Source organism: Nocardioides sp. B-3 (assembly GCF_024703895.1).
Classification (GTDB): domain Bacteria; phylum Actinomycetota; class Actinomycetes; order Propionibacteriales; family Nocardioidaceae; genus Nocardioides.
In genome coordinates, this window is the sequence record NZ_CP087968.1 from 3,070,136 (window position 1) to 3,094,884 (window position 24,749).

26 protein-coding genes and 8 pseudogenes are annotated in these 24,749 nt (G+C 69.4%); 27 read left to right on the plus strand and 7 right to left on the minus strand.

Annotated features, from left to right (window positions below):
• The first annotated feature begins 7 nt into the window (after nucleotides 1-7).
• The 17 genes and pseudogenes from LP418_RS20470 to LP418_RS20555 all read left to right on the plus strand — a co-directional run bounded on the left by LP418_RS20470 (nucleotide 8) and on the right by LP418_RS20555 (nucleotide 11,335).
• A complete protein-coding gene (locus LP418_RS20470) occupies nucleotides 8-481 on the plus strand; it encodes an L-threonylcarbamoyladenylate synthase (RefSeq protein WP_257953447.1) in 474 nt (157 codons plus the stop codon).
• Nucleotides 411-653, plus strand: coding sequence for an L-threonylcarbamoyladenylate synthase (locus LP418_RS20475; protein ID WP_257953448.1), 243 nt, complete (start codon nucleotides 411-413; stop codon nucleotides 651-653). Before LP418_RS20470 ends, LP418_RS20475 begins: the two co-directional genes overlap by 71 nt.
• Before the next feature lie 9 nt (nucleotides 654-662).
• A pseudogene (locus LP418_RS20485) lies at nucleotides 663-1,807 on the plus strand (glycosyltransferase family 4 protein).
• 82 nt (nucleotides 1,808-1,889) lie between these two features.
• Nucleotides 1,890-2,333 carry a hypothetical protein gene (locus LP418_RS20490; protein WP_257953451.1) on the plus strand — a complete coding sequence of 148 codons (444 nt, stop codon included), beginning with the start codon at nucleotides 1,890-1,892 and terminating at the stop codon, nucleotides 2,331-2,333.
• A gap of 30 nt (nucleotides 2,334-2,363) precedes the next feature.
• Complete coding sequence (locus LP418_RS20495; RefSeq protein WP_257953452.1) at nucleotides 2,364-2,624, plus strand: AtpZ/AtpI family protein; 261 nt, start codon at nucleotides 2,364-2,366, stop codon at nucleotides 2,622-2,624.
• Nucleotides 2,625-2,746: 122 nt separating this feature from the next.
• Nucleotides 2,747-2,980, plus strand: a pseudogene (locus LP418_RS20500) (F0F1 ATP synthase subunit A); the annotation flags it as partial.
• 85 nt (nucleotides 2,981-3,065) lie between these two features.
• On the plus strand, nucleotides 3,066-3,431 hold the full coding sequence (locus tag LP418_RS20505; RefSeq protein ID WP_336276111.1) for a F0F1 ATP synthase subunit A: 366 nt from the start codon (nucleotides 3,066-3,068) through the stop codon (nucleotides 3,429-3,431).
• A 65-nt stretch (nucleotides 3,432-3,496) separates the two neighbouring features.
• Complete coding sequence (atpE, locus tag LP418_RS20510; protein WP_036490454.1) at nucleotides 3,497-3,706, plus strand: ATP synthase F0 subunit C; 210 nt, start codon at nucleotides 3,497-3,499, stop codon at nucleotides 3,704-3,706.
• 41 nt (nucleotides 3,707-3,747) lie between these two features.
• Nucleotides 3,748-4,294 (plus strand): annotated as a pseudogene (locus LP418_RS20515) (F0F1 ATP synthase subunit B).
• Complete coding sequence (locus tag LP418_RS20520) at nucleotides 4,294-5,109, plus strand: F0F1 ATP synthase subunit delta (protein WP_257953453.1); 816 nt, start codon at nucleotides 4,294-4,296, stop codon at nucleotides 5,107-5,109. The pseudogene LP418_RS20515 and the gene LP418_RS20520 overlap by 1 nt, the downstream one beginning before the upstream one ends.
• 59 nt (nucleotides 5,110-5,168) lie before the next feature.
• A pseudogene (gene atpA / locus LP418_RS20525) lies at nucleotides 5,169-6,813 on the plus strand (F0F1 ATP synthase subunit alpha).
• A 3-nt stretch (nucleotides 6,814-6,816) separates the two neighbouring features.
• Nucleotides 6,817-7,748 (plus strand): annotated as a pseudogene (locus LP418_RS20530) (F0F1 ATP synthase subunit gamma).
• Nucleotides 7,749-7,753: 5 nt separating this feature from the next.
• Nucleotides 7,754-9,213: pseudogene (gene atpD, locus LP418_RS20535) on the plus strand (F0F1 ATP synthase subunit beta).
• Nucleotides 9,213-9,608, plus strand: coding sequence for a F0F1 ATP synthase subunit epsilon (locus LP418_RS20540; protein ID WP_257953454.1), 396 nt, complete (start codon nucleotides 9,213-9,215; stop codon nucleotides 9,606-9,608). Before atpD ends, LP418_RS20540 begins: the two are co-directional and overlap by 1 nt.
• 140 nt (nucleotides 9,609-9,748) lie before the next feature.
• On the plus strand, nucleotides 9,749-10,162 hold the full coding sequence (locus tag LP418_RS20545; RefSeq protein ID WP_257953455.1) for a DUF2550 domain-containing protein: 414 nt from the start codon (nucleotides 9,749-9,751) through the stop codon (nucleotides 10,160-10,162).
• Nucleotides 10,163-10,415: 253 nt separating this feature from the next.
• Complete coding sequence (locus tag LP418_RS20550; RefSeq protein WP_257953456.1) at nucleotides 10,416-10,892, plus strand: hypothetical protein; 477 nt, start codon at nucleotides 10,416-10,418, stop codon at nucleotides 10,890-10,892.
• A gap of 2 nt (nucleotides 10,893-10,894) precedes the next feature.
• On the plus strand, nucleotides 10,895-11,335 hold the full coding sequence (locus tag LP418_RS20555; RefSeq protein WP_257953457.1) for an MFS transporter: 441 nt from the start codon (nucleotides 10,895-10,897) through the stop codon (nucleotides 11,333-11,335).
• Here LP418_RS20555 and LP418_RS20560 read toward each other — a convergent pair.
• The 3 genes from LP418_RS20560 to LP418_RS20570 form a co-directional block, all read right to left on the minus strand.
• Complete coding sequence (locus LP418_RS20560; RefSeq protein ID WP_257953458.1) at nucleotides 11,313-11,522, minus strand: hypothetical protein; 210 nt, start codon at nucleotides 11,520-11,522, stop codon at nucleotides 11,313-11,315. The genes LP418_RS20555 and LP418_RS20560 overlap by 23 nt on opposite strands.
• A gap of 218 nt (nucleotides 11,523-11,740) precedes the next feature.
• Complete coding sequence (locus LP418_RS20565) at nucleotides 11,741-12,604, minus strand: ArsR/SmtB family transcription factor (protein WP_257953459.1); 864 nt, start codon at nucleotides 12,602-12,604, stop codon at nucleotides 11,741-11,743.
• 147 nt (nucleotides 12,605-12,751) lie between these two features.
• The gene (locus LP418_RS20570; protein WP_257953460.1) at nucleotides 12,752-13,333 is read right to left on the minus strand and encodes a cob(I)yrinic acid a,c-diamide adenosyltransferase; all 582 of its coding nucleotides are present in this window, start codon (nucleotides 13,331-13,333) and stop codon (nucleotides 12,752-12,754) included.
• A gap of 152 nt (nucleotides 13,334-13,485) precedes the next feature.
• Here LP418_RS20570 and LP418_RS20575 point away from each other — a divergent pair, with 152 nt between their 5' ends.
• From LP418_RS20575 to LP418_RS20605, 5 genes and pseudogenes are all read left to right on the plus strand, one after another.
• Nucleotides 13,486-13,794 carry an STAS domain-containing protein gene (locus LP418_RS20575; protein ID WP_257953461.1) on the plus strand — a complete coding sequence of 103 codons (309 nt, stop codon included), beginning with the start codon at nucleotides 13,486-13,488 and terminating at the stop codon, nucleotides 13,792-13,794.
• 119 nt (nucleotides 13,795-13,913) lie between these two features.
• Nucleotides 13,914-15,308 (plus strand): annotated as a pseudogene (locus LP418_RS34005) (methylmalonyl-CoA mutase family protein); the annotation flags it as partial.
• A 187-nt stretch (nucleotides 15,309-15,495) separates the two neighbouring features.
• Nucleotides 15,496-15,885, plus strand: a complete 390-nt coding sequence (locus tag LP418_RS20595; RefSeq protein WP_257957129.1) for a cobalamin B12-binding domain-containing protein — start codon at nucleotides 15,496-15,498, stop codon at nucleotides 15,883-15,885.
• Nucleotides 15,886-15,894: 9 nt separating this feature from the next.
• Complete coding sequence (locus tag LP418_RS20600) at nucleotides 15,895-16,509, plus strand: histidine phosphatase family protein (protein WP_257953464.1); 615 nt, start codon at nucleotides 15,895-15,897, stop codon at nucleotides 16,507-16,509.
• Nucleotides 16,510-16,555: 46 nt separating this feature from the next.
• Nucleotides 16,556-16,750: a hypothetical protein gene (locus LP418_RS20605; RefSeq protein WP_257953465.1), complete on the plus strand. Its 195-nt coding sequence runs from the start codon at nucleotides 16,556-16,558 to the stop codon at nucleotides 16,748-16,750.
• Here the strand turns inward: LP418_RS20605 and LP418_RS20610 are convergent, their stop codons facing one another.
• Together LP418_RS20610 and nucS are read right to left on the minus strand one after the other, a co-directional pair.
• The gene (locus LP418_RS20610; protein ID WP_257953466.1) at nucleotides 16,751-17,194 is read right to left on the minus strand and encodes a DUF952 domain-containing protein; all 444 of its coding nucleotides are present in this window, start codon (nucleotides 17,192-17,194) and stop codon (nucleotides 16,751-16,753) included.
• A gap of 181 nt (nucleotides 17,195-17,375) precedes the next feature.
• The gene (gene nucS / locus LP418_RS20615; RefSeq protein WP_442939969.1) at nucleotides 17,376-17,999 is read right to left on the minus strand and encodes an endonuclease; all 624 of its coding nucleotides are present in this window, start codon (nucleotides 17,997-17,999) and stop codon (nucleotides 17,376-17,378) included.
• Between the two features lie 86 nt (nucleotides 18,000-18,085).
• On the opposite strand from nucS, the gene LP418_RS20620 reads away from it, so the two are divergent.
• The 5 genes and pseudogenes from LP418_RS20620 to LP418_RS20640 all read left to right on the plus strand — a co-directional run bounded on the left by LP418_RS20620 (nucleotide 18,086) and on the right by LP418_RS20640 (nucleotide 22,149).
• Nucleotides 18,086-19,060 (plus strand): hypothetical protein, encoded by a 975-nt coding sequence (locus LP418_RS20620; RefSeq protein WP_257953468.1) that lies wholly within the window; start codon nucleotides 18,086-18,088, stop codon nucleotides 19,058-19,060.
• A gap of 59 nt (nucleotides 19,061-19,119) precedes the next feature.
• Nucleotides 19,120-19,269 carry a 3-hydroxyacyl-CoA dehydrogenase family protein gene (locus tag LP418_RS20625; protein WP_257953469.1) on the plus strand — a complete coding sequence of 50 codons (150 nt, stop codon included), beginning with the start codon at nucleotides 19,120-19,122 and terminating at the stop codon, nucleotides 19,267-19,269.
• A gap of 29 nt (nucleotides 19,270-19,298) precedes the next feature.
• Complete coding sequence (locus tag LP418_RS20630) at nucleotides 19,299-20,297, plus strand: 3-hydroxyacyl-CoA dehydrogenase family protein (RefSeq protein WP_257953470.1); 999 nt, start codon at nucleotides 19,299-19,301, stop codon at nucleotides 20,295-20,297.
• Between the two features lie 114 nt (nucleotides 20,298-20,411).
• Nucleotides 20,412-21,158: pseudogene (locus tag LP418_RS20635) on the plus strand (3-hydroxyacyl-CoA dehydrogenase family protein); the annotation flags it as partial.
• Between the two features lie 172 nt (nucleotides 21,159-21,330).
• On the plus strand, nucleotides 21,331-22,149 hold the full coding sequence (locus LP418_RS20640) for a 3-hydroxyacyl-CoA dehydrogenase family protein (RefSeq protein ID WP_257953471.1): 819 nt from the start codon (nucleotides 21,331-21,333) through the stop codon (nucleotides 22,147-22,149).
• Nucleotides 22,150-22,268: 119 nt separating this feature from the next.
• Here the strand turns inward: LP418_RS20640 and LP418_RS20645 are convergent, their stop codons facing one another.
• On the minus strand, nucleotides 22,269-22,460 hold the full coding sequence (locus LP418_RS20645; protein WP_257953472.1) for a helix-turn-helix domain-containing protein: 192 nt from the start codon (nucleotides 22,458-22,460) through the stop codon (nucleotides 22,269-22,271).
• An 864-nt stretch (nucleotides 22,461-23,324) separates the two neighbouring features.
• Nucleotides 23,325-24,695 (minus strand): hypothetical protein, encoded by a 1,371-nt coding sequence (locus LP418_RS20650; RefSeq protein WP_257953473.1) that lies wholly within the window; start codon nucleotides 24,693-24,695, stop codon nucleotides 23,325-23,327.
• Nucleotides 24,696-24,749: the final 54 nt, after the last annotated feature.

Below are 24,749 nucleotides of genomic sequence, written 5' to 3' on the forward strand. Positions count from 1 at the left end.
CCTACCCGTGACGACCGACGACGAGCGCGAGGCGGCGATCGAGGCCGCGGCCCCGGCCATCCGGCGTGGAGAACTGATCGTGCTGCCGACCGACACGGTCTACGGCATCGCCGCCGACGCCTTCTCGCCCGACGCCGTCAAGGCGCTGCTGGCGGCCAAGGGCCGAGGCCGGGAGATGCCGCCGCCGGTGCTGGTGAGCGCCGCGACGACGCTCGATGCACTCGCCGTCGGCGTCCCGTCCTACGCCCGCGCCCCGGTCGCGGAGTTCTGGCCCGGCGCGCTCACCGTCGTCTGCCGTCAGCAGTCCTCCCTGCAGTGGGACTCGGGGGAGACGCGCGGCACGGTCGCGGTGCGGATGCCCGACGATCAGATCGCCCCCGGCCGTGCTCGAGCGCACCGGCCCGCTGGCCGTGAGCTCGGCCAACCTGTCGGGGCGCCCGGCCGCGCGGACTGCCGACGAGGCGGAGGCGATGCTCGGTGACTCGGTCGAGGTGATCGTGGACGCCGGCACGAGCGCGGGTGCCGATGCCTCGACGATCGTCGACTGCACGGACGTCAACCGGGGCCGGATCCTGCGCCGGGGTGCGATCTCCCTCGACGAGCTGAACGCCGTCCTCGATCCGCTGGGCATCGCGCTCACGGACGAGGGCTAGAAGCCGCAGATGCGCGAATACCTCCTCGTCTTCCTCGTTGCCGGCACCGTCACCTACCTGCTGACCGTGATCGCACGCGAGATCGCGCTGCGCACTGGCGCGGTCGCGGCGGTCCGTGATCGCGACGTCCACACCGAGCCGATTCCCTACATGGGAGGGCTCGCCATGCTCGGTGGCCCGGGCGCGGCCTACCTCGTGGCCCGGGAGCTGCCGTTCCTCTCGCGCAGCGACCCGTTCGTCTTCCGCGACGCCGGCGTGGTGCTGCTCGCCGGTGCCCCCGGTCTGTGCCGTCGGCGTCCTCGACGACATCTTCGACATCGATGCGCTGACCAAGCTCGGCGGCCGTGCTGGCCGCCGCACTGCTCGTGGTCTTCGGGGTGCGGTTCTACTACTTCCCGGGCCTCGACGGCAGCAGCCAGTTCATCCCGGATCCCGCGCAGGGGGCCCTGCTGAGCGTCGTCGTGGTGATCGCGACCATCAACGCCGTCAACTTCGTCGACGGGCTCGACGGGCTGGCGGCCGGCGTGGTCGGCATCGGCGCCGTCGCGTTCTTCCTCTTCTGCTACGTCCCGGCCAGCAAGAACGACCTGACGCTGGCCACCACCGGGGCGCTGCTCACGGCCAGCCCGGCGGGGGCGTGCGCCGGCTTCCTGCCGCACAACTTCCACCCGGCGAGGCTCTTCATGGGCGACTCCGGCTCGATGCTGATCGGTCTGGTGCTCTCGGCCAGCGCCCTGACGGTCACCGGCCAGTTCGCCGGCAACGAGATCGACTCCGACGGCAACAACCTGCTCGTGACGGTGCTTCCGGTGCTGCTGCCGGCCTCGCTGCTGATGGTGCCCGTGGCCGACCCGGTGCTGGCGGTCGTACGCCGCACGCGGGCCGGTCGCTCGCCGTTCGCGCCTGACAAGCAGCACCTGCACCACCGCCTGCTCGAGATCGGGCACTCGCAGCGTCGCGCCGTCTACATCATGTGGATGTGGGCCGCCCCGGTCGCCGGGGGATCGGTGCTCGTCAGCCTGCGCAGCGGGGCCTCCACGTGGGTCGGACTGGGAGCCGCGTTCGTGCTGGTGGCGGTGATGACGTTCGTCCTGCCGGTGCTGCACAAGCCCGGTGCGAACAGGGCCGGTTGTCAGGGCCCGGAAACTTTGTGATAGTTTTCACGAGCGGACGAGAAGCCCCGTAGATCAAGGGTTTTCCGCACTGATCTGACCCCTCCACAGGACGGCCGCCGCCATGACGACCGAGTCGAAGCAGGACACCCGCCCGGGTGCTTTCGTGCTCCTCGGTGCCGCCGGAGCGGCGTTCGTCGCCGGCCCGGTGATGGCCCTGCTCGCTCGGCTCTTCGCCGACGCCACCGCGGTGCGCAGCGTCGCCGTCAGCACGCTGCTGGTCGTCGCGGTGATCGGCTTCGGGGTCTATGTCCTCAACACCGTGGCCTCGATCATGCCCAGCATGACCGTGCTCGTCGCGCTCGTGACCTACGCCGTGCAGCTGGTCGTGCTGGCCGCCGTCGTGCTCGGTCTGGCGCGCAACGGGATGATGGACGACACCTTCGACCGACGCTGGTTCGGGGGCGGCGTCGCCGTCGCCACGCTGGCCCGGATGGTGGCCCAAATCATCGCCGCCATGCGGGCCCGGATCCCGGTCTACGACCTCCCTGAGCCGGGTGCGCGATGACCACCCACGCCTGCTATTGTCCGGGGCGCGATGGCTCAGCAGCAGGCCTCTTCGGAGCATCCCGACGAACCCCATTACGGCGACCCCCGGTTGGCGTTCTCCTACCTCGTCTCGGGTGCTGCGATCTACGGTCTCATCGGCTGGGGTCTCGATCGATGGCTCGGAACCGGGTTCCTCGTCGTCGTCGGCATCCTGCTCGGTGTGGCGCTGGCGATCTACATGACTTTCGGACGGTTCGGCGGGCTCAGCCCGCGCCAGGGACAAGCAGAGCCAAGGCAGGAGAGAGAATGAGCTTCCACGTGACTCTGAGTGAGGGCGCTGCAGTCGAGGAGAGCGGTTTCCACGCTCCCGGCCCGGGCAGCTTCGAGCTGCCCCCGGTGTTCCACGTCGGCGACTTCGGCGTCACCAAGCCGATGCTGCTGCTGATCCTCTCGGCCGTGCTGATCCCGGGCTTCACGATCGCTGCCTCGGGCAAGCGCCAGCTGGTCCCGGGCCGCCTTCAGTTCGCCGGGGAGGCCGTCTACGGCTTCGTGCGCAACACGCTGGCTCGCGACAACATCGGCAGCGAGCACTTCATGAAGTTCGTGCCCTACCTCTTCTCGTTGTTCATGTTCATCCTCGTGAACAACTACTACGGCATCATCCCGCTGCTGCAGTTCTCGAGCTTCTCGCGCATCGGCTTCGTCGTCCCGCTGGCGGCCATCTCCCCGGCTGGTCTACGTCGGCACCGGCGTGTGGAAGCACGGCCTGTTCGGCTACCTCAAGCACGCGACGATGCCCTCGGGCGTCTCCGGGCCGATCCTGATCCTGCTGGTCCCGCTGGAGTTCTTCTCCAACATCCCGGTCCGCCCGGTCACGCTCACGCTGCGTCTGTTCGGCAACATGTTCGCCGGCCACCTGCTGCTGATCCTGTTCGCGACCGGTGGTGCCGCGCTCCTGACCAGCGGAAACCTGTTGTACGGCGGCGTGGGCATCCTGTCCTTCGCCCTCGGCATCGGCGTGAGCTTCCCGGAGATGCTGGTGATGTTCCTCCGGGCCTACGTCTTCACCCTGCTCACATCGATGTACATCGGGGAAGCGCTCGCAGACGAGCACTGATCCACCCCTCATAAGTTTCGCCAAACAGCGGCGCGACAAGCGCGTCGCCGACGAAAGGAAAAGCCGTGGAAGGCTCCATCAACATGATCGGCCTCGGCCTCTCCGCCATCGGTCCCGGTGTCGGTATCGGCCTGATCTTCGCCGCGTTCATCAGTGGCGTTGCCCGTCAGCCCGAGGCTCAGAGCCGCCTGCAGTCGATCGCCATCCTTGGCTTCGTTCTTGCTGAGGCACTCTTCATCATCACCGTCGCGCTCGCGTTCGTCCTGCCCATCTGACGACCGTCCCGGCATAAGGGAGATCACCTGTGAACACCGCTATCCAAGCGGCCGAAGAGGCCCACAACCCTCTCGTACCGGTCGTTTCGGAGATCGTGCTGGCGCTGATCGTCTTCGCGATCTTGTTCTTCGCGATTCGAAAGTTCGTCGTACCGAACTTCGAGAAGACCTTCGCCGAGCGCACTCAGGCGATCGAGGGCGGCCTGAGCGCCGCCGAGTCGAAGCAGGCCGAGGCTGACGCCAAGCTTGCCGAGCTCGAGAAGCAGCTGGCCGACGCCCGGCACGAGGCCGCGCGCATCCGTGAGGAAGCGCGTGAGCAGGGTGCCCAGATCGTCGCCGAGATGCGGGAGTCGGCCCGGAGCCGAGGCCACGCGGATCGTCGAGCACGGCAAGACGCAGATCGAGGCGGAGCGCCAGCAGGCGGTCACCTCCCTGCGTGCCGAGGTCGGCACCCCGGCCACCGGTCTTGCCGGTCGCATCGTCGGGGAGAGCCCGGACGACGAGGCTCGCCAGAGCCGCGTGGTCGAGCGCTTCCTCGCCGAGCTCGAGAGCGACGGCTCCACCAGCACCGGGAGCGGGGTCAACTGATGACCACCGCCTTTCGTGGAGCATCTGCCGACGCCCCGGCTGGGCTCACCAGCGAGCTGGAGAGCAAGCTCGGTTCAGGCGCGGACGCGAGCCGCATCGGCGACGACCTCTTCACGGTGTCGACGCTGCTGCGGTCCGAGCCCGGCCTGCGCCGCGTGACGACGGACCAGTCCGTCGACGCCACGGCGAAGGCCGGCCCGGTCACCGAGATCTTCGGTGGCAAGGTCGACCAGGTCTCCATGGACATCCTCGTGTCGGCCGTCGGCCGGCGCTGGACCGTCGCCCGCAACCTCGGCGACGCGCTGGAGCACCTCAGCGAGGTGGCAATCGTCCGGTCCGCCGGCGACGACTCGGCCCGCCTCGCGGACGAGCTGCACGCCTACGCCCGGGCCGTCAACGACAACCCGTCGCTGCGCGACGCGCTGTCCGACCCGGCCCGGTCCGTGGACGACAAGGCTGTCCCGGTCAACGGACTCCTCGAGGGCAAGGCGCTGCCGGCCACCATCACGCTGGCCCGGCAGGCACTCGCGGGCACCTACCGCACCGTGGCTGTCGCCCTGAAGACCTACCAGCAGGTCGCCGCCCGGGTGCACGGCGAGCGAGTCGCCACCGTTCGGGTGGCGCACCCGCTGGCCGACGCAGAGAAGCAGCGCCTCACGGACGCCCTGTCGCGTCAGTACGACCGGCCGATCCACCTCAACGTGGTGATCGACCCGGACATCATCGGCGGCATTCGCGTCGAGGTCGGTGACGACGTCATCGACGGCACCGTCGCCACGCGCATCGACGACGCCCGCCGCAAGCTGGCCGGCTGACCCGGCGACATGAACACCCATACTTTCGAGCAGCAGCAGATGAAGACGAGGAAGAGGAAATGACGGAGCTTTCGATTCGTCCGGACGAGATCCGGGACGCGCTTCAGCGTTTCGTGTCCGACTACAAGCCCGAGGCGGCCAGCAAGGAAGAGGTCGGCACGGTTGCCGAGGCAGCCGACGGCATCGCCCGCGTCAGCGGCCTGCCCTCGGTCATGGCCAACGAGCTGCTCGAGTTCGAGGACGGCACCCTCGGCATTGCGCTGAACCTCGACACCCGCGAGATCGGCGTCGTCGTCCTCGGTGACTTCGACAAGATCGAGGAAGGCCAGTCGGTTCGCCGTACGGGCGAGATCCTCTCGGTCCCCGTCGGTGACGGCTACCTCGGACGCGTGGTCGACCCGCTCGGCACCGCGATCGACGGACTCGGCGAGATCACCCCGCTCGAGGGTCGCCGCGCGCTGGAGCTCCGGGCTCCCGGCGTGATGGTGCGCAAGTCGGTGCACGAGCCGCTCGCCACGGGCATCAAGGCGATCGACGCTCTGACCCCGATCGGCCGCGGCCAGCGCCAGCTGATCATCGGTGACCGCTCGACCGGCAAGACCACGATCGCGATCGACACGATCATCAACCAGAAGGCCAACTGGGAGTCCGGCGACCCGGACAAGCAGGTCCGCTGCATCTACGTCGCCATCGGTCAGAAGGGTTCGACCATCGCCGCCGTGCGTGGCGCCCCCGGAAGAGGCCGGCGCGCTCGAGTACACGACGATCGTCGCGTCTCCCGCGTCCGACTCGGCCGGCTTCAAGTACCTCGCCCCCTACACCGGCTCGGCCATCGGCCAGCACTGGATGTATGAGGGCAAGCACGTCCTCATCGTGTTCGACGACCTCACCAAGCAGGCCGAGGCCTACCGCGCCGTGTCGCTGCTGCTGCGTCGTCCGCCGGGCCGCGAGGCCTACCCGGGTGACGTCTTCTACCTGCACAGCCGCCTGCTCGAGCGTTGCGCCAAGCTCTCCGACGAGCTGGGCAAGGGCTCGATGACCGGCCTGCCGATCATCGAGACCAAGGCCAACGACGTGTCGGCGTTCATCCCGACCAACGTCATCTCGATCACCGACGGTCAGATCTTCTTGCAGTCCGACCTGTTCGCGGCCAACCAGCGCCCCGCCATCGACGTGGGTGTCTCGGTCTCGCGCGTGGGTGGTTCCGCCATGACCAAGGCGATGAAGACGGTCACGGGTTCGCTCAAGGTCGACCCGGCGCAGTTCCGCGCCATGGAGGCCTTCGCGATGTTCGCCTCCGACCTCGACGCCGCCTCGCGTCAGCAGCTCGACCGCGGACAGCGCCTGATGGCGCTGCTGAAGCAGCCGCAGTACTCGCCGTACCCCGTCGAGGAGATGACCGTCTCCTTGTGGACCGGCACCTCCGGCCGCCTCGACCGCGTTCCGACCGACGACGTCCTCCGCTTCGAGAACGAGTTCCTCGACTACCTGCGTCGCAGCCACGCCGGCATCCTCGCCGGCATCCGCGAGACCACGAAGTTCGAGGACTCCACCGAGACGCAGCTCATCGCGGCGTACGACTCCTTCCTCGACCAGTTCGAGACCTCTGACGGCCAGAACATCAAGGCCGGCAAGGAAGAGCACGTCGCTCTCGAGGACGCGGACGTCGAGCAGGAGCAGATCGTCAAGCAGAAGCGGAGCTGACCGATGGCTCTTTCGGTACGCGAGTACCGCGCGGATCAAGTCGACGGAGTCGATGAAGAAGATCACGCGTGCCATGGAGCTCATCGCCGCGTCCCGCATCATCAAGGCGCAGCAGCGGGCCCAGGGGCCGCCGCTGCATGCGCGTGAGCTCACGCGTGCGGTCTCGGCCGTCGCCACCTTCTCCAACGTCGACCACGCGTTGACGGTGGAGCCGGAGGACCCGAAGAAGGCGGCGATCCTGATCGTCACCTCCGACCGCGGTCTGGCGGGCGCCTACTCCTCGAGCGTGCTCAAGGAGGCCGAGCGCCTCATCGAGAAGCTCAAGGGTGAGGGCAAGCAGGCCGACATCTACGTCACCGGTCGCAAGGGCGAGGCCTACTTCAAGTTCCGCCAGCGCCCGATCGTCCGGGCGTGGACCGGCTTCAGTGACCAGCCGACCTACGACGTCGCCCGCGACATCGGGGAGACGCTGATCTCGGCGTTCCTCAACGAGTCGGACGCAGCGCCGGAGCAGGGCACTGCACCCGGTGTCGACGAGGTCCACGTGGTCTACACGCGGTTCCGCTCGATGCTCAACCGGGAGCCCACCGCGGTCCGGTTGCTGCCGCTGGAGGTCGTCGAGGGCGAGGAGAAGCCCGCCGAGGAGGACCTGCTGCCGCTCTACGAGTTCGAGCCCTCCCCGAGTGAGGTCCTCGACTCGTTGCTGCCGCGCTACGTCCAGAGCCGGATCTTCTTCGCCCTGCTGCAGGCTGCCGCTTCCGAGCTGGCCGCTCGACAGAAGGCGATGAAGTCCGCCACGGACAACGCCGACGAGCTCATCAAGAAGTACAAGCGCATTGCCAACCGGGCTCGCCAGGGCTGGCATTACCCGAGAAATCAGCGAGATTGTCGGCGGCGTGAATGCCCTTGCCGACGCCCAAGCCGGGAGTGAGTGAAAGACATGACTGCCACCATCAACGAGTCTGCAGAGACCAAGGCCGTGGCCGGCGTGGGCCGCATCGCCCGCGTCATCGGCCCGGTCGTGGACATCGAGTTCCCGTCCGACGCGATGCCCCCCATCTACAACGCCCTGACCTGCACCTTCGAGCTGGGTGATGAGACCAAGACGATCATCCTCGAGGTCGCCCAGCACATCGGTGACGGCATGGTTCGTGCCATCTCGATGAAGCCCACCGACGGCCCGGTCCGCGGCGGCCAGATCGTCGACACCGGTGAGTCCATCACCGTGCCCGTCGGCGACGTCACCCTCGGCAAGGTGTTCAACACCACCGGCGACTGCCTCAACCTCGAAGAGGGCGAGACCCTCGACGTCACCGAGCGCTGGGGCATCCACCGCAAGGCGCCGAAGTTCGACCAGCTGGAGTCCAAGACCCAGATGTTCGAGACCGGCATCAAGGTCATCGACCTGCTGACGCCCTACGTCACCGGTGGAAAGATCGGCCTGTTCGGTGGTGCCGGTGTCGGCAAGACCGTGCTGATCCGGGAGATGATCGCCCGCGTCGCCAAGAACCACGGTGGTGTGTCGGTGTTCGCCGGTGTCGGCGAGCGCACCCGTGAGGGCAACGACCTCATCGTCGAGATGCAGGAGGCCGGCGTCTTCGACAAGGTTGCCCCGGTCTTCGGCCAGATGGACGAGCCGCCGGGCACCCGCCTGCGGGTCGCCCTGTCGGCCCTGACGATGGCGGAGTACTTCCGCGACGTCCAGAACCGGGACGTGCTGCTCTTCATCGACAACATCTTCCGGTTCACCCGGGCCGGTTCCGAGGTCTCCACGCTGCTCGGCCGCATGCCGTCCGCGGTGGGCTACCAGCCCAACCTCGCCGACGAGATGGGTCAGCTCCGGGAGCGGATCACCTCGACGCGTGGTCGCTCGATCACCTCGCTGCAGGCGATCTACGTGCCGGCCGACGACTACACCGACCCGGCGCCGGCCACGACCTTCGCGCACCTCGACGCCACCACCGAGCTCTCGCGCGAGATCGCGTCGCTCGGTATCTACCCGGCCGTCGACCCGCTGACCTCGACGTCGCGGATCCTCGACCCGCAGTACATCGGTCAGGACCACTACAACTGCGCGATCCGCGTCAAGCAGATCCTGCAGCGCAACAAGGAGCTCCGAGGGACATCATCGCGATCCTCGGTGTCGACGAGCTCTCCGAGGAGGACAAGATCATCGTCCTCCGCGCCCGTCGCATCCAGCGCTTCCTCTCGCAGAACACCTACGTCGCCAAGCAGTTCACCGGCATCGAGGGTTCGACGGTTCCGGTTGCCGACACGATCGAGGCGTTCAACAAGATCGCGAACGGCGAGTACGACCACGTCGCCGAGCAGGCGTTCTTCATGTGCGGTGGCCTCGACGACGTCGAGCGCAAGTGGGCCGAGATCCAGAAGAGCCTCTGATGGCTGGCACCCTTCAGGTAGAGCTCGTCGCGGCGGACCGGCTCGTCTGGTCCGGTACGGCGAGCCGCGTGATCGCTCGCACGACCGAGGGCGACGTCGGCATCCTGCCGGGGCACGCGCCGATCCTCTCGGTGATCATCGAGGGTGTCGTCGACGTGCTGACCGAGGACGGCGAGACCCGGGTCGCGGCCGTGGACGCGGGCTTCCTGTCCGTGGCCAACAACCGCGTGTCGATCCTCTCGGAGCACGCAGAGATGTCGCACGAGATCGACCTCGAGAAGGCCCGTGCGGACCTCGAACGGGCGAAGGCTTCCGGGGAGAAGAATCTCGACGTCCTCGGCGAGGAAGTCCGCCGCGCCGAGGCGCGGATCCGTGCAGTGGAACGGGCTTCCTGACCACTTGCCCAGACAGCCCGATAGGGTGAGCGCACGAACCCCGCTGGGGTTCGTGCGCTTCTCTGTTTCTGCCTCACCCGCCTCGATCAACAGCAGGAGAGTGGATGCCCGTCTGGCAATGGCTCCTCGAGTCTGCTGCCGTGCTCCTGCTGCTTCCCCTGCTCTACGGACTGGCGCTCATCGTTCGCCGGCGGGTCCTGTCTCGCAACGGCGGCACCTTCGAGCTCAGCTGTCGCCTGCACACCGCCCACCCGGGCCGCGGCTGGCTGCTCGGACTGGGGCGCTACAGCGGTGAGCACCCGGAGTGGTTCCGCATCTTCTCGTTGTCCCACCAGCCCCGTCGGGTCTGGTCGCGGGGGTCGCTGTCCTACTCCGGACGCCGCGACGCCGTCGGGGCCGAGCAGATGTCCCTCTATGCCGGGCACGTCATCGTGTCCTGCGCGACGCCGAACGGTCCCGTCGAGCTCGCCATGAGCGAAGCCTCGCTCACCGGTTTCCAGTCCCGGCTCGAGGCGGGTCCGCCCGGCACCGACTGGGATCGGCACCGCACCTGATGCCTGCGCTGACCTCCGCACGCAACGCGGTCGGTCTCACCTTCTTCCTCAACGGGCTGGTCTTCGCCAGCTGGGTCGCGCGCATCCCCGAGGCGCGAGTCGAGCTTCGACCTGACGAACGGTCAGCTCGGGCTCTTGCTGCTGGCGATCGCCGCCGGGTCCGTCGTTGCTCTGCCCACGACCGGGGCGGCCATCAACCGGTGGGGGACCGTGCGGGTCGTCCGGCTCAGGCGCGGTCGCGGCCGCGCTCGGGATGGCGTTGGCCGCGGTCGGCCCGGGTGAGGTGCTGGCCCTGACCACGGTCGGCCTCTTGTTGTACGGCGTCGGCATCGGCGTGTGGGACGTCGCCATGAACGTCGAGGGTGCCGAGGTCGAGCGCGGGCTGGGTCGCACGATCATGCCGCGCTTCCACGCCGGCTTCAGCGGCGGCACGGTCGTCGGTGCCCTGCTGGGTGCCCTGCTGGTCGAGCTGTCGGTGCCGGCCGTGGTGCACCCGGTCGCCGTGGTCGCCCCGGCCCTCGCCCCCGGTGTGGGTGACCTCGCCGCGCTTCCTGCCGATCGTCGAGGTCCACGCCGACGAGCGCACGTCTGCTGCCCGGGCTCGGCTCGAGCCGCGCACGCTGCTGATCGGGGTGATGGTGCTGGCCCCGGCGACGACCGAGGGCACTGCCAACGACTGGCTCGCGGTCGCCCCGGTCGGTCGACGGCCACGACGTCTCGCACTCCGTAGGCGTGGCCGGCTTCGCCGTCTTCGTCGCGGCGATGACCGCCGGCCGCTTCGCCGGCACGACCCTGATCGACCGCTTCGGCCGGGTGACGATGCTGTGGGGGACCATGGCGACCGCGGGACTCGGCGTCGTGCTCATCGTCTTCGGCTCGCATCCGGCCGTGGTCGTGACCGGCATCGTGCTGTGGGGAGCGGGCGCCTCACTCGGCTTCCCCGTGGGCATGAGTGCCGCGGCCGACGATCCGGTCCGGGCGGCGGCACGGGTCTCGGTCGTCTCGACGATCGGCTACGCCGCCTTCCTCGCCGGCCCGCCTCTTCTCGGTTTCGTGGGGGACGAGGTCGGCACCCTCAAGGCGTTGCTGGTCGTCGCCGTACTCCTCATGCCGGCGGCGCTCGTGGTGCCGGCCGCGCGCGAACCGCAGCTCAGCCGAGTGCGCGACGCATGATCAGTCGTGGCAGCTTGCTCGCGACCGCGTCCGTGCTCCCCACCACCTCGAAGCCGCACCGCTCGAACATGGCCCGGGTGCCGACGAACGCCATGGTCAGGTCCATCCGACCGGGCGGGTCGACGGGATAGGTCTCCACGGCCGGGGCGCCTCGCGCTGCGGCGTAGGACACGGCGCCCTCGATCAAGTGCTGGGTGACACCCAGCCTGCAGGTGCCCCGACCTCACGACGACACAGATGATGCTCCAGACGGGGAGGTCGTCGATCGGCCGGATCAGCCGGGAGGCGGCCAGCCGGGTGATCTCCGCGCGCGGGGCCACGTGGCACCAGCCAACGGGCACCTCGTCGCGGTAGGTGACGACGCCGAAGCTGCCCCGCTGCGTGGCCGGGGCTCGCGCGGCGCTCTCACGGCTGCCGTCGCCGAGCTCGTCGATCTGCTCGGCCTGCAACCGGTGCGACAGGCACCAGCAGTGCGTGTCGCGCCGGTTGGGGTTGATGACGTCGGCGAAGTCGTCGAACCGCGCCGCGGTGACCGGGTGGGTTGCCCAGCGAGCGTCGTCGGTCACCCCTCAGGAGTACATCAGCGAGCCGGGGGTGTCGAGCGGCTCTCCGGTCTCCGGGGAGCGTCTTGAGGCCGGACAGGATCATCGGCCAACCGCCGTACAGCTCGGGGTTGGCCCGGGCGGGCAGGCCGTCGTGGATCACCGTCAGCCGGCACGAGGTGCCGACCTGCTCGATCTCCCGGGTGACGCGGGTCGTGCCCTGTGCCTTGACGTCGTCGCTCCACAGGGCGTCGAACGTCTGCACCAGGAGATGGGGCGGATCGACCTCGATGTTGGTGCCCGAGGAGATGTCGACGACCCCCGGGATGCCCGCGGTGTAGTCGGAGCCCGAGGTCCAGTCGCTCTGCGTCTGGACACCGAAGCTGTAGATCGCCCGCTGCGCGGGGTCGGTGATCGCCTCCCAGAGTCGCTCGGGAGTGGTCTTGATGAATACCTCGAACACGGCGGTGCCCTCGGCGACGGGAGCGGTGCCCTCGGCCCAGGAAACGGTCTTGACGGTGGTCATGTCCTCATCCTCCAGATAGGTCTTGAGCCCGCTGAGCGTCGCGGCCCGGGGCTCGGCAAACTTGCTCACCCACCGGTCGTGGACGAGCCTGATCGGGACGGGGTTGAGGAAGTGCAGCTTCTCGCGGCCTTCGCGGCGCGTGGTGACCACGCCGGCCTCCTCGAGCACCTTCAGGTGCTTCATCACGCCGAAGCGCGTCATCTCGAGGCGCCCCTCCGGGGCGCTCAGCGTCTGACCGTCGGTCGCGAAAAGCGTCCAGCAACGCCCGACGGGTCGGGTCTGCCAGTGCCTTGAACACCTCGTCCATGCGCTCGAGAATAGGTGACCATTTGGTCACATGTCAATGGATCAATCGGTGGAGCGCTCGCCGCCCGGGACCCACAGCACGTCGCCGTTCTCCCGGTTCGCGTGGCGGGCCGGGATGAAGACGAGGTCGGAAAGGCGGTTGAGATAGGTGATCGCCAGCTTGTTCATGGTGTCGCCGTGCTCGGCGTAGGCCGCCCGGGCGGACCGCTCGGCCCGGCGGACGACGGTGCGGGCGACGTGCAGCAGGGCCGCGCCCTCCGTGCCGCCGTTGAGGATGAACGAGCGCAGGTTGGGCAGCTGCTCGTTGTAGAGGTCGCACCGGGACTCGAGCCGGTCGACGTAGTCCTGCTCGATCCGTAGGGGCGGGAACTCGGGGTTCTCCACGACCGGGGTGCAGAAGTCGGCGCCGACGTCGAAGAGGTCGTTCTGCACGTGCGTGAGCACCTTGACGACATCGTCCTCGAGCCTGCCCCGGGCCAATGCCGGGCCGATCGTCGCGTTGGCCTCGTCGACATCGGCGTACGCATGCAGGCGCAGGTCGTTCTTCGTGGTCTCGCTCATGTCGCCGAGCCGGGTGGAGCCGGCATCGCCGGTGCGGGTGTAGATGCGCGTCAGGTTGACCATGTCGGTGAGCGTATCGCTCGGGACACACCGAAAAGGTGTGGCATGAATGCAACGGTCGCGGGTAGTACTGCGTCATAGTCGGTGACGGCGGTCACTCCGCTGCACGGCTCCGGGGGAATGCAGTCCAATCTCGGGACACAGGGGGCAACACCATGGTCATCACCTTCGACGGCACCACACTCATACTCCACGGCGACTTCGACGTCCGCAGCACCTTCGTGGTGCGCAACGCGATCTACGAGTGCCTCGAGGGCACCGAGCAGGACGTGGTCGTCGACATGACCCGGGTCGACACCATCGACGTCACGGCCCTGCGAGTGCTGGCCGTGGCCACCCGGCGGGCCACCCGGTCGGGACACCACCTGACGCTGCGCAACTGCGGGCCGTCGGTGCGCCGGATGATGCACCTCTCGCGGTTGGCGCACTCGTTCGAGGTCGAGCGGCAGGCTGCCAGCGCCTGACCGGGTGGGGTTCTTCACATTTCCATCCGGTGACTCAGTGGTAATGCGGGCCATACCCTGTGCCCATGACAGACAAGCAGGTTGAGGCCGCACGTCCCGAGAAGGATCGCCCGTGGGTGATGCGGACCTACGCCGGCCACTCCACGGCCGCCGCGTCCAACGCGCTCTACCGCGGCAACCTCGCCAAGGGCCAGACCGGCCTCAGTGTGGCCTTCGACCTGCCGACGCAGACCGGCTACGACCCCCGACTCCCCGCTCAGCCGCGGCGAGGTCGGCAAGGTCGGCGTGCCGATCCCGCACATGGGCGAGATGCGCCGCCTGTTCGAGGACATCCCGCTGACGGGGATGAACACCTCGATGACGATCAACGCGACCGCCATGTGGCTGCTCGCGATGTACCAGTCGCCGCGGAGGAGCAGAACCCCGGCATGGCGCCGTCCGAGGTCGCCCACCAGCTCGCGGGCACGACCCAGAACGACATCATCAAGGAATACCTCTCGCGCGGGACCTACGTCTTCCCGCCCGAGCACTCGTTGCGCCTGATCAGCGACATGATCGCCTACACGGTCCACGAGATCCCCAAGTGGAACCCGATCAACATCTGCAGCTACCACCTCCGGGAGGCCGGGGCGACGCCCACCCGGGAGCTGGCCTACGCGTTGTGTACGGCGATCGCGGTGCTCGACCAGGTCAAGAACTCCGGGCAGGTCTCCGAGGACGACTTCGAGAAGGTCGTCGGCCGGATCAGCTTCTTCGTCAACGCCGGCGTCCGCTTCGTCGAGGAGACCTGCAAGATGCGGGCCTTCGTGCAGCTCTGGGACGAGATCACCCGCGAGCGCTACGGCGTCGAGGACGAGAAGATGCGCCGCTTCCGCTACGGCGTGCAGGTCAACTCGCTGGGCCTCACCGAGGCGCAGCCCGAGAACAACGTCCAGCGGATCGTGCTGGAGATGCTCGGGGTCACGTTGTCGAAGAACGCCCGCGCCCGCGCCGTACAGCTGCCGGCGTGGAACGAGGCCCTCGGCCTCCCGCGACCGTGGGACCAGCAGTGGTCGCTGCGCCTGCAGCAGGTGCTCGCCTTCGAGTCCGACCTGCTGGAGTACGACGACATCTTCGACGGCTCGCACGTCATTGCCGCCAAGGTCGCCTCGCTCGTAGAAGGTGCCAAGGCAGAGATCGACCGCGTGCAGGCCATGGGCGGAGCGATCGCCGCCGTCGAGTCCGGCTACATGAAGCAGGCGCTGGTCAGTGCCCACGCCGCTCGCCGGGCCCGGATCGAGGCCGGCGACGAGATCGTCGTCGGGGTGAACAAGTTCGACACCACCGAGCCCTCGCCGCTGACCGCCAACCTCGACGACGCGATCATGGCCGCCGACCCGCAGGCCGAGGCGACCGCGCTCAAGTCCGTCGCCGACTGGAAGGCCCAGCGGGACGAGGCCGCAGTGACCGCGGCGCTCGCCACGCTCGCTGCCGAGGCGAAGACCGACAAGAACCTGATGCACGCGACCACGGCCGCCGCCCGCGCCGGCGCCACGACGGGGGAGTGGGCCGGCACCCTGCGCGAGGTGTTCGGCGAGTTCCGCGCCCCCCACCGGGGTCTCCGGTGCGATCGGTGTGGTCGAGGCCGGTGCCGAGCTGACGGCGGTCCGCGAGAAGGTCAGGGCCACGGGCGCGGAGCTCGGCGGCCGACTCCGACTGCTCGTGGGCAAGCCCGGTCTGGACGGTCACAGCAATGGTGCGGAGCAGGTCGCCGTACGCGCCCGCGACGCCGGCTTCGAGGTCATCTACCGGGGCATCCGGCTGACGCCGGAGCAGATCGTGGCCGCGGCGATCGCCGAGGACGTGCACTGCGTCGGTCTCTCGATCCTGTCGGGCTCGCACATGGAGCTGGTGCCCGACGTGCTCGAGGGGCTGCGGGCCGCGGGCCTCGACGACATCCCGGTGATCGTCGGCGGCATCATCCCCGAGTCCGACGGCAAGCGGCTGATGGAGCAGGGTGTCGCGGCCGTCTACACGCCGAAGGACTTCGGGCTGACCGCCATCATGGGCGGCATCGTCGACGTGATTCGCAAGGCCAACGACCTGTCCTAGGCTCGGGTCATGGGGGATCTCCAATGTGCCGCCCGGGTGTTCGTGGCCCGGCACGGCGAGGCCGAGTACGAGTCGGAGCTGCTGTCGGATGCCGGCGGCAGCCTGAGCGCGCTGGGCAGGACGCAGGCCTTGGCGCTCGCGGACCCGGTGGCGGGGGAGCGCATCGCCCACGTCTACACGAGCTCGATGTCGCGCGCCGTCCAGACGGGCGAGATCGTGGCCGCGCGGCTCGGAGTCGGGGTGACCGTCCGTCATGACCTGCGCGAGTTCGGTGTCGGGTCCCACGCGGGCCAGCCCGCGGAGCCTGATCCGTTCCGCCCGGTCTTCGACGACTGGCTCGAGGGTCGGCTGGACACGCCCATCCGCGGAGGCGAGTCGGGCGCCCGGGTCATCGAGCGGATGTGTGGCGTGCTCGAGGAAGCCGCCGATCGCTATCGCGGCGAGGCCGTGCTGGTCATCAGCCATGGCGGGGCCATCTGTACGGCGATCTCGAACCCGGCACGCAACCTCGAGCCTCGCTTCCCGCTGACCCGCCCGCTCGCGAACTGCGACGTCATCGAGCTCGCGGCGGACGCGGACGGCTGGGTCGCCCGGTCGTGGGCGGGCGAAACGTTGCCGATGTGACGGACGCCTTAGGTAAGGCAAGCCTTCATCGGGTATCGTGCGGGCCATGGGCAAGGGCAAGCGCGGCAAGGTCATGAAGCTTCCGAAGAAGGAATGTTGCGTTTCGAAGTCGAAGTGCAACCGCTGCCCCCTGCGCATGCTCAGGGAGGGCACCCTGCCCGAGGGCTACACCGTGCACAAGCGCAAGCTCGTCAAGGTGAAGAAGTCCCAGATCAAGAAGGCCGGCAAGAAGGCCGCCTGATCAACTCGCGATCTTGCCGGCCACGACGACGGCGATCACGATCAGTGCCATCACCAGCACCGCGATGCCCATCCGCTTCGCGACGCCCCTGATGAAGACCCGGGCGAACGTCTCCGGACGCCCGTGCCGGTCCAGCGGCACGACGTCGACGACGGCCTTGCGGTTGATCGGGCCGTAGACGTGCGGGTAGGTGTCGTCGCCGACGGCTTCCGCGCATACTTCCGACTCCAGCCGCGCAGGGTCGATCGTCAGCAGCACGAGCGGCTCGCCGGCCGCTGCGTAGTAACGGTCGAACACGCCCTGCACCTGCTCGCGGCGTGAGGCGTGGATGAAGCCTTCGTCTGCGAGCGTCCTCCCGGCGGTCGAGGTCGTGTACGTCCCCGACTCGATCGTCGCCTCCCAGTCCGCACGGGTGGCGATGTGGTAGATCCGCTCGCTGGTCACCGGGTGAGGGTAGCGGTCACGCCGCACCGGGCCCCGGCCGCCGATGAACTTCCACTCGAGCGAGTGGAAATTCAGGCCGAGACGGGCGGTCCCACGCTCGACGGCGGATGAATTTCCACTCGTGCGAGTGGAAATGCAGGCCGGAACGCGAGCAGCGGGGTCGCGTGCGCGGCGCGGTGAGTCAGAAGAGCCGGTGCTCGGAGTCGTCCATGCCGCGCAGCAGGTCGTAGTCGACGAGCGCGCAGGCGATCCCGCGGTCGGTCGCGAGAACCCGCGCCCGGGGCTTGATCTCCCGGGCGGCGAAGATGCCGCGGACCGGCCCCTTGCTGTTGAGCAGCGGGTCGCGGTTGAGGAGCTCGAGATAGCGGGTCAGCTGCTCGACGCCGTCGATGTCGCCACGCCGCTTGATCTCGACGGCGACGCTGAGGCCGGCGTCGTCGCGGCACATCAGGTCGACGGGACCGATGGCGGTCGGGAACTCGCGGCGTACGAGCGTCAGGCCGTCGGCCGGGGTCGCGGGGTGCTCGGCGAGCAGCTCCCGGAGGTGCTTCTCGACGCCGTCCTTCTGCAGGCCGGGGTCGAGCCCCGGGTCGTGGATGGAGTCGGCGTGGATCTCCTCGATCAGGATGCGCAGGGTGTCGTCGGTCTTGGCCGCCGTGACGGTCCACTCGACCTGTCCGTCCTCGGTGCTGCCCTCGCGGAACGTGGCCGGCGGAGACATCCAGTTGAGCGGCTTGTAGGACCCGCCGTCGGAGTGCACGAGCACGGAGCCGTCGGCCTTGATCATCAAGACCCGCGTCGCCATGGGCAGATGGGCGGTCAATCGGCCGGCATAGTCCACCGCGGCAGCGCAACGACGATCCTCACGGGGCGTGAATCTACAGTGACCCCGTGACCGCTCCCCGACGTGCGACCCGCTCGCGCCCGCGACCTTCCCCTGCTGACCGGCCCGGCCGGCGACGTCGGACGCGAGGAGATGGTGCTCGTCGTCAGCGACCCGCCCGTCGGCTTCGCGCGAGTCAGCTTCCCCGATGGCCGGGCACACTGGCCCAGCTGGCCGTGTGGACCGAGCAGGACGACGCGCTGGTCGGAGATGCGCTCGTCGAGGCGGTCTGCGAGCAGCTCGCCGTGCGCGGCCACGGGCAGGTCACGACCCTCGTCGAGGCGGGGGCGACCGGGCCGGGCTTCGAGCCGTTCACCCCCGAAGAGCCGCGGGCCTCCCACCAGCTCGCGCTGGAGGCGGAGGCCGACCTGACGGCCAGCACCCCGGCCCGGCGGACCCTGCGCCGACACCGCACCAACGAGGAGCTGCACGCGTTCCTGCCGACGCTCGACGCCTCGCCCAAGGACGAGGGCACGGTCCGCCTCGTCGTACGGCGACCTGCGGTCGGCCAGCGCGAGGTGCTCGCCCTCGGTGAGCTCGACCCGGCGGTCGGGCTCGTCGGCGACAGCTGGGACGCGCGCGGTAGTCGCCGTACGCCCGATGGGGCGGCGCACCCCCGACATGCAGCTCAACGTGATGAACCACCGGCTGGTCGAGTTCGTCGCCCGGGACGCCGAGCGCGAGGCGTTGGCCGGCGACCAGCTCTTCCTCGACCTCGACCTGTCACACGAGAACCTGCCCGCATGGAGCCTGCTGATGTTCGGCGAGCCGGGCGACGGGGGAGCGGTGATCGAGGTGACGGACCAGCCGCACAACGGCTGCGCCAAGTTCATCGCGCTACAGGCAAGGACGCGATGGCCTTCGTGAACGGCCCCGAAGGCAAGCCACGTCGGCTGCGCGGGCTGTGTGCGCGTCGTCCAGCCCGGCGCCGTACGACCCGGCGATCGCGTGGTCGTGACCCGGCCGTGAAGCGTCGGAGGTGACCGACGTCTCAGGCGTCGGGGGTTACTCATGGGTATAACCCGGTGTCACACTTTGCCGCATGACTGAGCTGACGAACGAGCAGATCCACGACGCGCTCGTCCTCCCGTACCTGAACCACGCCGCGCGCATGTTCGAGGCCGGCTACGCCTCTGCGGTCGACATCGACAACGCGATGCGCTTCGGCTGTGGCTACCCCCGGGCCCGCTGACGGTCATCGACGAGATCGGCGCCGACGCCGTGCGGGCCGGGCTCAATGCTCGCTTCCTCGACAGCGGCGACGCGCTGCACCAGCCGGCCGAGGTGCTCCAGACCCTCGCGGCCGACGGCTCGACGTTCGCCGAGACCGGCTCCGCCGCCGGGGCCACGGCCCCCGAGCTCAAGCAGGAGATCGCCAAGGTCGGCGTCGTCGGCACCGGCACCATGGCCTCGGGCATCGTCCGGGTCTTCGCCCGGGCCGGCTACGACGTGGTCTTCGTCGGCCGTGGCGACGACAAGATCGCCGGCGTCGTCGCGTTCATCGACAAGGGCCTGTCCAAGCTCGTCGAGAAGGGCAGGATCGACGAGGCCGCCAAGACGGCTGCGCTCGGCCGCCTGACCGGCGCGACCGACCGCGAAGCGCTCGCCGACGTCGACATCGTCGTCGAGGCGATCGCCGAGGACCTCGCGATCAAGACCGACCTCTACAAGGACCTCGACCGGATCTGCAAGCCCGGCGCGATCCCGGCCACCACGACCTCCTCGATGCCGATCACCGCGCTCGGCGCGGTCACCTCGCGTCCCGAGGCCGTCATCGGCATGCACTTCTTCAACCCCGCCACGATCATGAAGCTGGTCGAGGTAGTCACCACCGAGGCCACGTCCGCCGAGGTCAACGAGACCGTGCTCGCGCTCTGCGCGAAGGTCGGCAAGGTCGCGGTCTCGTGCGGCGACCGGTCGGGCTTCATCGTCAACTGCCTGCTGTTCCCCTACCTCAACGACGCGGTCAAGCTGCTCGACTCGGGCGCCGCGACGATCGACGAGATCGACGACGCGATCAAGGAGCAGGCCGGTTTCCCGATGGGACCCTTCGCCCTGCTCGACGTGGTCGGCAACGACGTGTCGCTGGCGATCCAGCAGGAGCTCTTCGCCGAGTTCGGCGAAAGGGCTTCGCGCCCGCCGCCACACTGGAGTCGCTGGTCGCCGAGGGCAAGCTCGGTCGCAAGACCGGCGAGGGCTTCCGCACCTACTGACAGGTAGTGAACGCCGGCTCGGCGTCCTCTCGTCGCATGGCATGCTGCCGCCATGACGACTGCATCAACCGAGCGCGCCCCCCGCACCTTCGACACCATCGGTGTCATCGGACTCGGCACGATGGGCGCCGGCATCGCCGAGGTCTTCGCACGCAACGGCTTCAGTGTGATCGGCATCGAGCTGACCGACGAGGCCGTCGAGCGCGGCCGCGGGCACCTCTCGCACTCCACGGGGCGTGCGGTGGCGCGCGGCAAGATGTCCGAGGCGGACCGGGCCGAGATCCTCGGCCGGATCTCCTTCGCCACCGACCTGTCCGCGCTCGCGGAGGCCGACTTCGTGGTCGAGGCGGTCGTGGAGTCGCTCGAGATCAAGAAGGACCTCTTCCGCCGCCCGGACGACATCGTCAAGCCCGATGCGATCCCGGCGACCAACACCTCGTCGCTGCCCGTCACCGAGATCTCCACGGCCAACAGGCACCCGGGCCGGGTCGTGGGCGTGCACTTCTTCAACCCGGCGCCCGTCCAGAACCTCGTCGAGATCGTCCGCACCGTGGTCACCGAGCCCGCGGTGCTGGCCGACGTCGAGGGCCCGGTGGGCAAGCTGGGCAAGAACCCCGTCGTCTGCGGCGACAAGGCCGGCTTCATCGCCAACACCTTGCTCTTCGGCTACCTCAACCACGCGGCGTCCATGCTCGAGACGAAGTACGCCACCCGCGAGGACATCGACGCCGCCATGCGGTTCGGCTGCGGCTACCCGATGGGTCCGCTGGCGCTGCTCGACCTGATCGGTCTCGACACGGCCTACGAGATCCTCGACACGATGTACAAGCAGGGCCGCGACCGCCTGCACGCCCCAGTTCCGATCCTGAAGCAGATGGTCACCGCCGGCCTGCTGGGCCGCAAGACCGGCAAGGGCTTCTACACCTACGAGAGCCAGGGACAGCTCGGCGGTCGTCGCCGACGCGAGCACCCCGTCGGCCGACGACCTGCCCCAGCTCAAGCGCCCGGTCGCGACGGTCGGCGTCGTCGGCACCGGCACCATGGCGGCGGGCATCGTCGAGGTCTTCGCCAAGAGCGGCCTCGACGTCGTGTACGTCGGACGCTCGGCCGACAAGGTCGAGGGAGTGCGCGCCACGATCGAGAAGTCGTTGGACAAGGCGATCCAGCGCGGCAAGCTCGAGGAGGCGACCAAGGCCGAGGTGCTCGGCCGGTTGACCGGCACCACCTCGCTCGACGACCTCGCGAATGTCGATCTCGTCGTCGAGGCGATCGCCGAGGACCTGCGGATCAAGACCACGCTGTTCGAGAATCTCGACGAGATCTGCAAGCCGGGCGCGATCCCGGCCACGACGACCTCCTCGCTGCCGGTGATCTCGCTGGCGAAGGCGACGAACCGTCCGCAGGACGTCATCGGCATGCACTTCTTCAACCCCGCCCCGATCATGAAGCTGGTCGAGGTCGTCTCCACCGTCGCCACGGCCGAGGACGTCGCCGAGACGGTCCGTGCGCTGTGCGACAAGGTCGGCAAGGTCGCCGTCTCGTGCGGTGACCGCGCGGGGTTCATCGTCAATGCGCTGCTCTTCCCCTACCTCAACGACGCCGTGAAGATGCTGGAGGCGCACTACGCCACGGCCGACGACATCGACACCGCGATGAAGCAGGGCTGTGCGCTGCCGATGGGTCCCTTCGAGCTGCTCGACGTGGTCGGCAACGACGTGTCGCTGGCGATCCAGCGCGAGCTCTACCTCGAGTTCCGTGAGCCCGGCTTCGCGCCGGCGCCGCTGCTCGAGCACCTCGTCACGGCGGGCTACCTCGGTCGCAAGACCCAGCGCGGATTCCGGGACTACAGCCAGCGCTGACTGTCACCTTGTGCCGACTCGGCGGGCAACTTGCGCCGACTCGGCGGGCAACTTGCGCCGACTCGGCGGGCAACTTGTGCCGACTCGGCGGTTGACTTGCGCCGACTCGGCGGTTGGAGTCAGCCCGGGTTGACGACGAGGGCGGCGAGCTTGGCGCGCGTCGTGATGTCGAGCTTGCGGTAGATGTGCGTGAGGTGGGCGTCGACGGTGCGCGGCGAGATGAAGAGCTCCGCGGCGATCTGTCGACTGGTCAGGCCCAGCGCCACGCGCTCGGCGACCTGTCGCTCCGCGTTGCTCAGGCGGTCGAGCACGGTGTCGGTCGCTCGGGCCGTGGCGCCCGAGAAGAGCCCGACGACCGCCTCGACGCCGGCCGGGGTGAACGTCGTGTCGACGATCCAGCCGGCCGGAACCGACCGGCCGACGACGAGCGGCTCGTCGGCGGCGTAGCCCCACGAGGCGGCCCGGCTGGGAGCTCAGGCGCGGTTGGCGGCTGCCGCCAGTGTGCGGGCATCTCGCATCTCGCGCTGCTGACCGACCCGGGCCCGGGCCGTCGAGCGCATCGGCGACACGCAGTGGCATCGGCAGCTCGGCGGCCCGGTCGAGGGCGGCCGGGAAGGTGGTGATGGCTCCGGGTCTGGTCGCCGCTCGCAAGCAGGGCGCGAGCGAGCAGCAGTCGCCCCTCGACCGCGTCGCGGCCCGGGCCGGTGCTGTCGGCGAGCACGACCACGTCGGCCGCGAGCCCGGCCGCCCGGGCCAGCTCCCCGTCGCGCAGCAGCTCGCGGGCATCCTGCGCGAGCACCGGGATCCGGACCGCCCACGGCAGGGCGTCCCGATCGATGTCGGGAGGCACGAATGACGGGTCGAGGTGGCGCAGCAGCGTCTCGGCGATCAGCGCGACGCGGTCCTCAGCGATGGCGCGGGCGTCGGCCACAACCGCCCGCGCGGCGGACGCTGCCTCGGTCGGGCGTCCCTGCTCGAGGGCGATCCGAGCCAGCAGGGTGCGCGCGGACAGCGAGATCCAGCGCTCGTCCTTGTGGTCGCGGCCGGCGAGAAGGTCGCTGAGGGTCACGGTGGCGTCGCGGAAGGCGCCACGGGAGACCCGGACGTCGGCCGGGGTGCGGGCGGCCTGCCGGGTGATCTCGGTGACGGTGCCCAGCTCGAGCGACCGGCGGGCCTCAGCCTCGGCCTTGATGAGTGCACCCGCGTCGAGGTGCATCTCGGCGCGGATCGAGGCGTTCTTCGCCAGCTGGTCGTCGGGGTCGGGTGCGCTGAGCGCGTGCTCGTCGGCGCGATCGAGCAGCCAGAGCCCCTCGTAGGTCCCGCGCACCTCCGAGGCGGCGATGCCGGCGCGTCGGGCGACCCGGGCGCCGATCTCGGCCGGGCCGTCGCCGCTGACCGGGGGTGGCCTCGAGGATCTCCACCGCATCGCGGGCCCGCATCGAGGTGTAGAGCGAGGAGAAGATGCGGTTGGCCGGGCCGTAGCCGAGGGTCCGGGTCGCCGGGTCCGCACATGCCGTCGAGATCGCGGCGCGCATCACCGGCAGGTCGCTGAGCCGGGGGCGTCGGCGGCACCGGTGTTGAAGTCGGCCGGCGCCACCCGGTCGGCCCAGGGAGAGCAGCGCGCGACGGGTCTGCTCCCGGTCGTCGGTCGACGCGGTCAGGAACTGCCCGTGCCGCCGGATCGGGGTGAGCATGTCGAAGCGGCCGTCGGGCATGAGCTCGAGCAGGCTGCGGCGTACGAGACCACCCGCCGTGGTGCTGGCACGATCGCGGTCGACGCCGCTGATCTCGGCGAGCACGTCGATCGATACCGGCGAGGTCATCTGCGCCATCCGTCGGAAGCAGCGCTGCTGGTCGGCGTCGAGGAGCTCGTAGGACCCGTGCACGGCCTCGGACAGGGACGCGGTCGGCACCACGTTGGTGACCCCGACGAGAGCGATCTGGACCGCGATCTGCTCGATCAGCAGCGGTAGGCCGCCGGTGGCGTGCAGCAGGCGGCGGACGTCGTCGGCGTGGGTGTCGAGATCGATGGGGTGCCCGCCGGCCGCCTCCACCCGGTGCAGGAACAGCTCGACGGCCGCACCGGACAGGGGCTCGTGGTCGCGGGGGACCGGGAAGGGGGCGACGCGCACGACGCGCTCGGCCGGCTGGCCGGCCATCGTCACGGACGTGACGGCGAGGCGCGCGTCCGTGGTCGCGGACATGACCTGCTGGAAGGTCGGCCCGACCGGGCTCGGGTCGAGGTCGAGGCCGTCGACGACGAGCAGGGTGTCCATGCCGTCCATCGCCCGGCACAACGCGCCCTCGGCGGAGTCGCCGGGCGTCGGGGGCACGTCGAGGGCGTCCGGGCACGCCGAGAGGACCCGGTCGGCGCGCTGCATGCCGCGCGCATTGACCCATGTGCTCGCGTCCGCGGCCGTCGCGTGGCGCGCCAGCAGCGTCTTTCCGCTGCCGGGAGGACCGACGATGCTGACCCAGCGCGACGACGCCAGCGCCGTGGCGAGGCGAGCCCGGGTCTGCTCGCGACCGAGACATGGGGTGAGCACGAGGCGAATCTATCGGGCCGGCGCCACTGAATAGGTAGTCCTACCGATGCCGCG

Coding starts and splice junctions, on each gene's coding strand:
- LP418_RS20490 (WP_257953451.1), top strand. CDS start 1,890: ATGACGACCGAGTCGAAGCAGGACACCCGCCCGGGTGCTTTCGTGCTC.
- LP418_RS20495 (WP_257953452.1), top strand. CDS start 2,364: ATGGCTCAGCAGCAGGCCTCTTCGGAGCATCCCGACGAACCCCATTAC.
- LP418_RS20520 (WP_257953453.1), top strand. CDS start 4,294: ATGACCACCGCCTTTCGTGGAGCATCTGCCGACGCCCCGGCTGGGCTC.
- LP418_RS20540 (WP_257953454.1), top strand. CDS start 9,213: ATGGCTGGCACCCTTCAGGTAGAGCTCGTCGCGGCGGACCGGCTCGTC.
- LP418_RS20550 (WP_257953456.1), top strand. CDS start 10,416: ATGGCGTTGGCCGCGGTCGGCCCGGGTGAGGTGCTGGCCCTGACCACG.
- LP418_RS20565 (WP_257953459.1), bottom strand. CDS start 12,604: ATGACGCGCTTCGGCGTGATGAAGCACCTGAAGGTGCTCGAGGAGGCC.
- LP418_RS20570 (WP_257953460.1), bottom strand. CDS start 13,333: ATGGTCAACCTGACGCGCATCTACACCCGCACCGGCGATGCCGGCTCC.
- LP418_RS20575 (WP_257953461.1), top strand. CDS start 13,486: ATGGTCATCACCTTCGACGGCACCACACTCATACTCCACGGCGACTTC.
- LP418_RS20600 (WP_257953464.1), top strand. CDS start 15,895: ATGGGGGATCTCCAATGTGCCGCCCGGGTGTTCGTGGCCCGGCACGGC.
- LP418_RS20605 (WP_257953465.1), top strand. CDS start 16,556: ATGGGCAAGGGCAAGCGCGGCAAGGTCATGAAGCTTCCGAAGAAGGAA.
- nucS (WP_442939969.1), bottom strand. CDS start 17,999: ATGGCGACGCGGGTCTTGATGATCAAGGCCGACGGCTCCGTGCTCGTG.
- LP418_RS20625 (WP_257953469.1), top strand. CDS start 19,120: ATGACTGAGCTGACGAACGAGCAGATCCACGACGCGCTCGTCCTCCCG.
- LP418_RS20640 (WP_257953471.1), top strand. CDS start 21,331: ATGGCGGCGGGCATCGTCGAGGTCTTCGCCAAGAGCGGCCTCGACGTC.